This is a genomic window from Kribbella sp. NPDC002412 (genome assembly GCF_053592935.1).
This window is the reverse complement of the sequence record NZ_JBSFBL010000096.1, coordinates 1-4,806: the sequence shown is the minus strand read 5'-3', so window position 1 is coordinate 4,806 and position 4,806 is coordinate 1. Positions and strand designations below refer to the sequence as shown.

General features: G+C 70.0%; 6 protein-coding genes. 3 read left to right on the top strand and 3 right to left on the bottom strand.

The features are described from left to right. From ACWCOV_RS39570 to ACWCOV_RS39560, 3 genes are all read right to left on the bottom strand, one after another. The coding region (locus ACWCOV_RS39570; protein WP_449834522.1) for an SURF1 family protein at nucleotides 1-1,013 on the bottom strand (1,013 nt) is incomplete at its 3' end. A gap of 7 nt (nucleotides 1,014-1,020) precedes the next feature. Beyond that, nucleotides 1,021-1,968: a D-alanine--D-alanine ligase family protein gene (locus ACWCOV_RS39565; RefSeq protein ID WP_449834521.1), complete on the bottom strand. Its 948-nt coding sequence runs from the start codon at nucleotides 1,966-1,968 to the stop codon at nucleotides 1,021-1,023. Nucleotides 1,969-2,103: 135 nt separating this feature from the next. After that, nucleotides 2,104-3,414: an aminotransferase-like domain-containing protein gene (locus ACWCOV_RS39560; RefSeq protein WP_449834520.1), complete on the bottom strand. Its 1,311-nt coding sequence runs from the start codon at nucleotides 3,412-3,414 to the stop codon at nucleotides 2,104-2,106. Between the two features lie 194 nt (nucleotides 3,415-3,608). On the opposite strand from ACWCOV_RS39560, the gene ACWCOV_RS39555 reads away from it, so the two are divergent. The 3 genes from ACWCOV_RS39555 to ACWCOV_RS39545 form a co-directional block, all read left to right on the top strand. After that, entirely contained in the window at nucleotides 3,609-3,797 is a 189-nt protein-coding gene (locus ACWCOV_RS39555; protein ID WP_449834519.1) for a hypothetical protein, read from the top strand. A 70-nt stretch (nucleotides 3,798-3,867) separates the two neighbouring features. Then, nucleotides 3,868-4,524, top strand: coding sequence for a GNAT family N-acetyltransferase (locus tag ACWCOV_RS39550; protein WP_449834518.1), 657 nt, complete (start codon nucleotides 3,868-3,870; stop codon nucleotides 4,522-4,524). A gap of 5 nt (nucleotides 4,525-4,529) precedes the next feature. Beyond that, nucleotides 4,530-4,806: DUF2784 domain-containing protein (locus ACWCOV_RS39545; protein ID WP_449834517.1), on the top strand; the 277-nt coding region annotated here is incomplete at its 3' end.

Sequence of the window (4,806 nt, the reverse complement as noted above, 5' to 3'; positions counted from 1 at the left end):
GTGCTTACGGTCCCGGCGCTTGCAGTCCCAGTGCTTCCGGGCCCAGTGCTTGCAGTCTCAGCGTTTCCGGCCCCGGCACTTGCTGTCCCAGCGTTGCCGGCTTCAGCGCTTGCAGCCCCAGCGCTTCCAGGCTCACCGCTTCCGGTCCCTGCACCACCAGGCCCAGCGCTTCCAGGGCCAGCGCTTCCGGGCGCGGTGGTGGTGCTTTCGGTGGGCGGGTTGGGGGTGGGGTCCAGGGTGGGGTCTTGGTCGGGGTCGTCGTCTGGGTGGGGGCGGCGGGCGTCTTGGACCATTCGGGTCCACATCCAGAGGGTGAAGGCGGCGAAGATCCACCACTGGAAGGCGTAGGCGACGTTGCGGAGGCCGGCGTGGTCGGTGGGGGGAGCGGGGGGTGGTACGACGGCCGGTGCCGGCTGGGGCGTCGTACCGGAGTCGAGGGAGGTTTGTACGACGAAGGCGTCGTAGATGCGGTAGTCGACCATGTGGACGATGGTCGGGATGCGGAGGGATGGGAGGACTCGGCTCGCCGCGTCGGCGGAGGCGTCCTGGGCCTCGGAGGCGGCCACCGCACCGGTGAGGGAGACCGGTCCGGTCGGTGCCTTGGCGGCTGGGTCCGAGGTTGAGGAGACCCATCCACGGACCACCATCACTGCTCCCTGCTCAGCGGAAGCGCCGTCCAGCATCAGGGGGGTGACTACCCAGAGGCCGTCCTGGGTGCCGTTGCGGCGGTCGGTGATGAAGAGTTGGTCGGCGGTGGGGCCCCAGGTGCCGGTCACGGTGACGCGGCGGCCAACGGCTTTGGACGGGAGGCCCTCGTCGATGGAGAAGAGGGACTGGAGCGCGACCGGCGCGCCTTCCGCCCGCTTGGCCGTCGCGGCCGCGGTCTTCGACTGGTAGACCTGCAGCTGCCACACGCCCATCACCGACATCACCGTGGCGAGCGTCAGTGCCAGCAGGAGCAGCCCGAACCACCGCGGCGTGAACACCGTCCGCCAGAAGGACTGCTCAGGCATCAGGACCTCAACGAGCCGCGGCGGCAGCCAGCAGGTCGCGGCACAGCACACCGAGCTCGATCCCGGCGGCTTCCGCGGCGAGCGGGACCAGCGACGTCTCGGTCATCCCCGGCGCCACGTTGACCTCCAGGAACCATGGGATCCCGGCCGAGTCGACGACCAGGTCCGACCGCGACAGATCCCGCAGCCCCAGCGCCTCATGCGCCGTCACAGCCGCGGCAGCACACGCCGCAGCCACGTCCGCATCAAGCCGAGCCGGTACGACGAACTGCGTGGCGCCGGCCGTATACCGCGCCTCGTAGTCGTAGAACCCCGAGTCCGGCCGAATCTCCACCGCCGGCAGCGCCCGCGGCCCGTCCCCGGTGTCCACGACGGTCACCGCAACCTCGGTCCCGTCGATGTACTGCTCGATCAACGCGACCGGACCGTAGGCGTAGCAGTTCACCATCGCCGCCGGCAGTTCGTCCGCCGACCGCACGATCGAGGCACCGAGCGCGGACCCACCGCGTGCAGGCTTCACGACCAGCGGCAGCCCGACCTGCTTGATCACGGCCTCCATCAGCAGGCCGGCGCCGAGCTCGCGGAACGTGTCGTGCCCGAGCACCACGGAAGCAGGCGTGCAGAGTCCGGCCGTGGACACCATCGTCGACGCGACCGGCTTGTCGAAGGCGGTCCGGCAGGCGGCCGCGGCGGCGCCGACATACGGCACGCCGTACAGGTCGAGGACCTGGCGGAGGGCGCCGTCCTCACCGGTGACGCCGTGCAGGACAGGGAAGACGGCGTCCGGCGGATCGTCGCGGAGCCGTTCGACCAGGGTGGCGTCGACGTCGCGCTGCTCGACTTCCACGCCGACGCTGCGCAGGGCGTCGGCGACCCGCCGGCCGGACCGGAGCGAGACGTCCCGCTCGTGTGACAGTCCGCCGGCCAGTACCAGCACTCGACCCAGATCACTCATCACAAATATCCCGATCACTCGTGGGCGACTCCGGCACGGTCGCCGGTCCCGAGGCCCACTGGAACGGTACCCCTACCGTGTCAGGGACCCCCCGGCCGCCCGCGGATCCATTGCGCAACCTTTGCGCAACGGGCCCTAGCTCAGCTCTGGCCCAGGAGCGTCGTAGTCGCGTCCCGGCCCCGGTGTCAGCGGCCCGAACGTCTGCCGCAACTCGAGCTCCTCGTTGACCACCGCAGCCAGCCGGCCGACCCCTTCGACGATCCGTGCCGGGGTCGGATGACAGTACGACAGCCGCATGCACTGCGAGCCGAAACCGTCGGCAAAGAAGGCGGTTCCGGGGACGTAGGCCACCCGGGCGGTCACCGCCCGCGGCAGCATCGCCTTCGCGTCCAGCCCGTCCGGCAGGGTGAGCCAGACGTAGAACCCGCCGCCCGGCCTGGTCCAGGTCGTTGCTGCAGGCATCTTCTCGGTGAGCGCGCCCAGCATCGCGTCGCGGCGCTCCCGGTACATCTCCCGGAACTGCTTCACCTGCCCGAGCCAGTCGTGCCGGCCCAGGTACGACGAGATGGCGAGCTGACTGAACACCGGGGGACACAGGGTCGCGGATTCCTGTGCCAGCACGAGCTTCTCGCGGACGGCGTGCGGCGCAACCGCCCAGCCGACCCGGAACCCCGGTGCAAACGTCTTCGAGAACGAGCCGAGGTAGATCACGCCTTCGCGGTCGTCGGCCCGCAACGCGCGGTACGGATCACCGTCGAAGCCGAGCAGGCCGTAGGGATTGTCCTCGAGCACCAGCAGGTTGGCCCGCTGGCAGATCTCCAGCACCCGCGCGCGCCGCTCGACCGAGAGCGAGACACCGGCGGGGTTGTGGAAGTTCGGGATCGTGTAGAAGAACTTGATTCGCTTGCCTGCGGCCCGCACCGACGCGATCGCCTGCTCCAGCGCCTCCGGCACCACACCGTCGTCGTCCATCGCGACGTGCACGACCTCGCACTGGTACGCGCGGAACACGCCGAGCGCGCCGACGTACGACGGAGCCTCGCAGATCACCACGTCGCCCGGATCGCAGAACACCCGGGTCACCAGGTCGACCGCCTGCTGGCTGCCGACCGTGACCACGACGTCGTCCGGATGGGCGTCGATACCCTCCAGCCGCATCACGTCGCAGATCTGGTCCCGCAGCGTCGGGTCGCCCTGGCCGGAGCCGTACTGCATCGCGGTCGCGCCGCTGTCGATCACCAGGTCACGGACGGCGCCGCCGACCACGTCCAGGGGCAGGCCGCCGATGTTCGGCATCCCGCCGGCGAGCGACACCACCTCGGGGCGGCTGGCGACCGCGAACAGGGCGCGGATCTCCGATGCCGTCATGCCCTTGGTCCGTGCTGCGTACCGATCGACGTAGTTGTCGAGACGCGTCTGCCGGACATCGGGCAGGTCAGCACTCACGAAGCCACTCCAACAGGTGATCGAGGGGAAGTCACCAGGTTACGCCGACCGGCCCAAGCGTGCCTGGGCTGTGGATCTGCGTGACCTCTCACTACCATGCCTTATAGGGGCAGGTTCGACCATGCCGTGATCTGGCTGCTGAGACGGCCGGTCGGCGGGTGCGGCCTGAGAGGTGGATGCGGAAGGCGGATCGGATGAGCGTGGGCAAGGCAGCCGGATGGACGCTCGGCGGACTGTTGCTGGGCGTGCTGGCCGGGTTCGCCGGCGAGCTGTTCCGGCGGCAACCGGCCGCGAAGGTGCAACGCCGGTACGTCGCTCCGGAGGCGGCGGAGACCCCGGACGCGCGGAAGCCGGCACCGGCGCCCGCTCCGGCGGCACGATGAGCGACTCGACGACACGCGAGGCGACACTCACCGTGATCAGAGTAACAATCTGTAGGACCAGAGCCCGCTGATGGCCCGACGGCTCGAACCGCTCACGCTCGCCAATCTCGGCGAGCTCCCGGTGCCGTGCCGTGACTGCGTGTTCTGGGAGCTGGACCCGGTGGCCGCCAAGCAGGCCGACCGAACCGGCGACACCGGCCTCGAGAAGGAGGCCTGGTTGTCCCAGTTGCTGCTCGACTGGGGCAGCGCAGGCGTCGTCCTGTACGTCGACGACGAGCCGGCCGGGTTCGCGTTGTACGCCCCGGCGGCGTACCTGCCGCGGATCCAGGCGTTTCCGACCGCGCCGGTCAGCCCGGATGCCGTCGTACTGGCAACCGGACGGATCCTGCCGCGGTACTTGGGCCTCGGGCTGGGGAAGATCCTGGTGCAGGCGGTCGCCAAGGATGTGCTGAAGCGGGGCTTCCGGGCGGTCGAGGCGTTCGGCGACTCGCGCTGGGACGGTCCGGGATGTGTCTGGCCGACCGAGTTCCTGCGGGCCGTCGGCTTCGGCGTCGTCCGCGAGCACCCGCGGAACCCACGGCTGCGACTGGACCTGCGATCCGCGATCACGTGGCGCAGTGAGATGGAGGCGGCGGTGGAGCGACTGATGGGAGCGATCCGGCCCGAACACACGCCACCCGCACCGGTCACGGTCCGGGACGCGTTGAGCCGCACGCCGACGGGCTGACGGCGATGGGTTGGCGCCTGCTTGCGGACGTGATGTTCGTCCTGCACGCGGCCTTCCTGCTGTTCTTCGTGCTCGGCGCCTTCCTGGCCTGGAAGTGGCCCAAGCTGATCTGGGTCCACCTCGCCATCGTGGTCTGGAACCTGGCCATCGTGATCGTCGACTACGACTGCCCGCTGACCGGCACGGAGAAGTACTTCCGGGAGCGCGGCGGCGAGAGCGTCTACGCCGGCGGCTACATCAACCACTACCTGGACGGCACGATCTGGCCGGAGGGCGCGACCC

Excerpts from the sequence above, each read along its gene's own strand:
- ACWCOV_RS39565 (WP_449834521.1), bottom strand. The coding sequence starts at position 1,968 with ATGAGTGATCTGGGTCGAGTGCTGGTACTGGCCGGCGGACTGTCACAC.
- ACWCOV_RS39555 (WP_449834519.1), top strand. The coding sequence starts at position 3,609 with ATGAGCGTGGGCAAGGCAGCCGGATGGACGCTCGGCGGACTGTTGCTG.
- ACWCOV_RS39550 (WP_449834518.1), top strand. The coding sequence starts at position 3,868 with ATGGCCCGACGGCTCGAACCGCTCACGCTCGCCAATCTCGGCGAGCTC.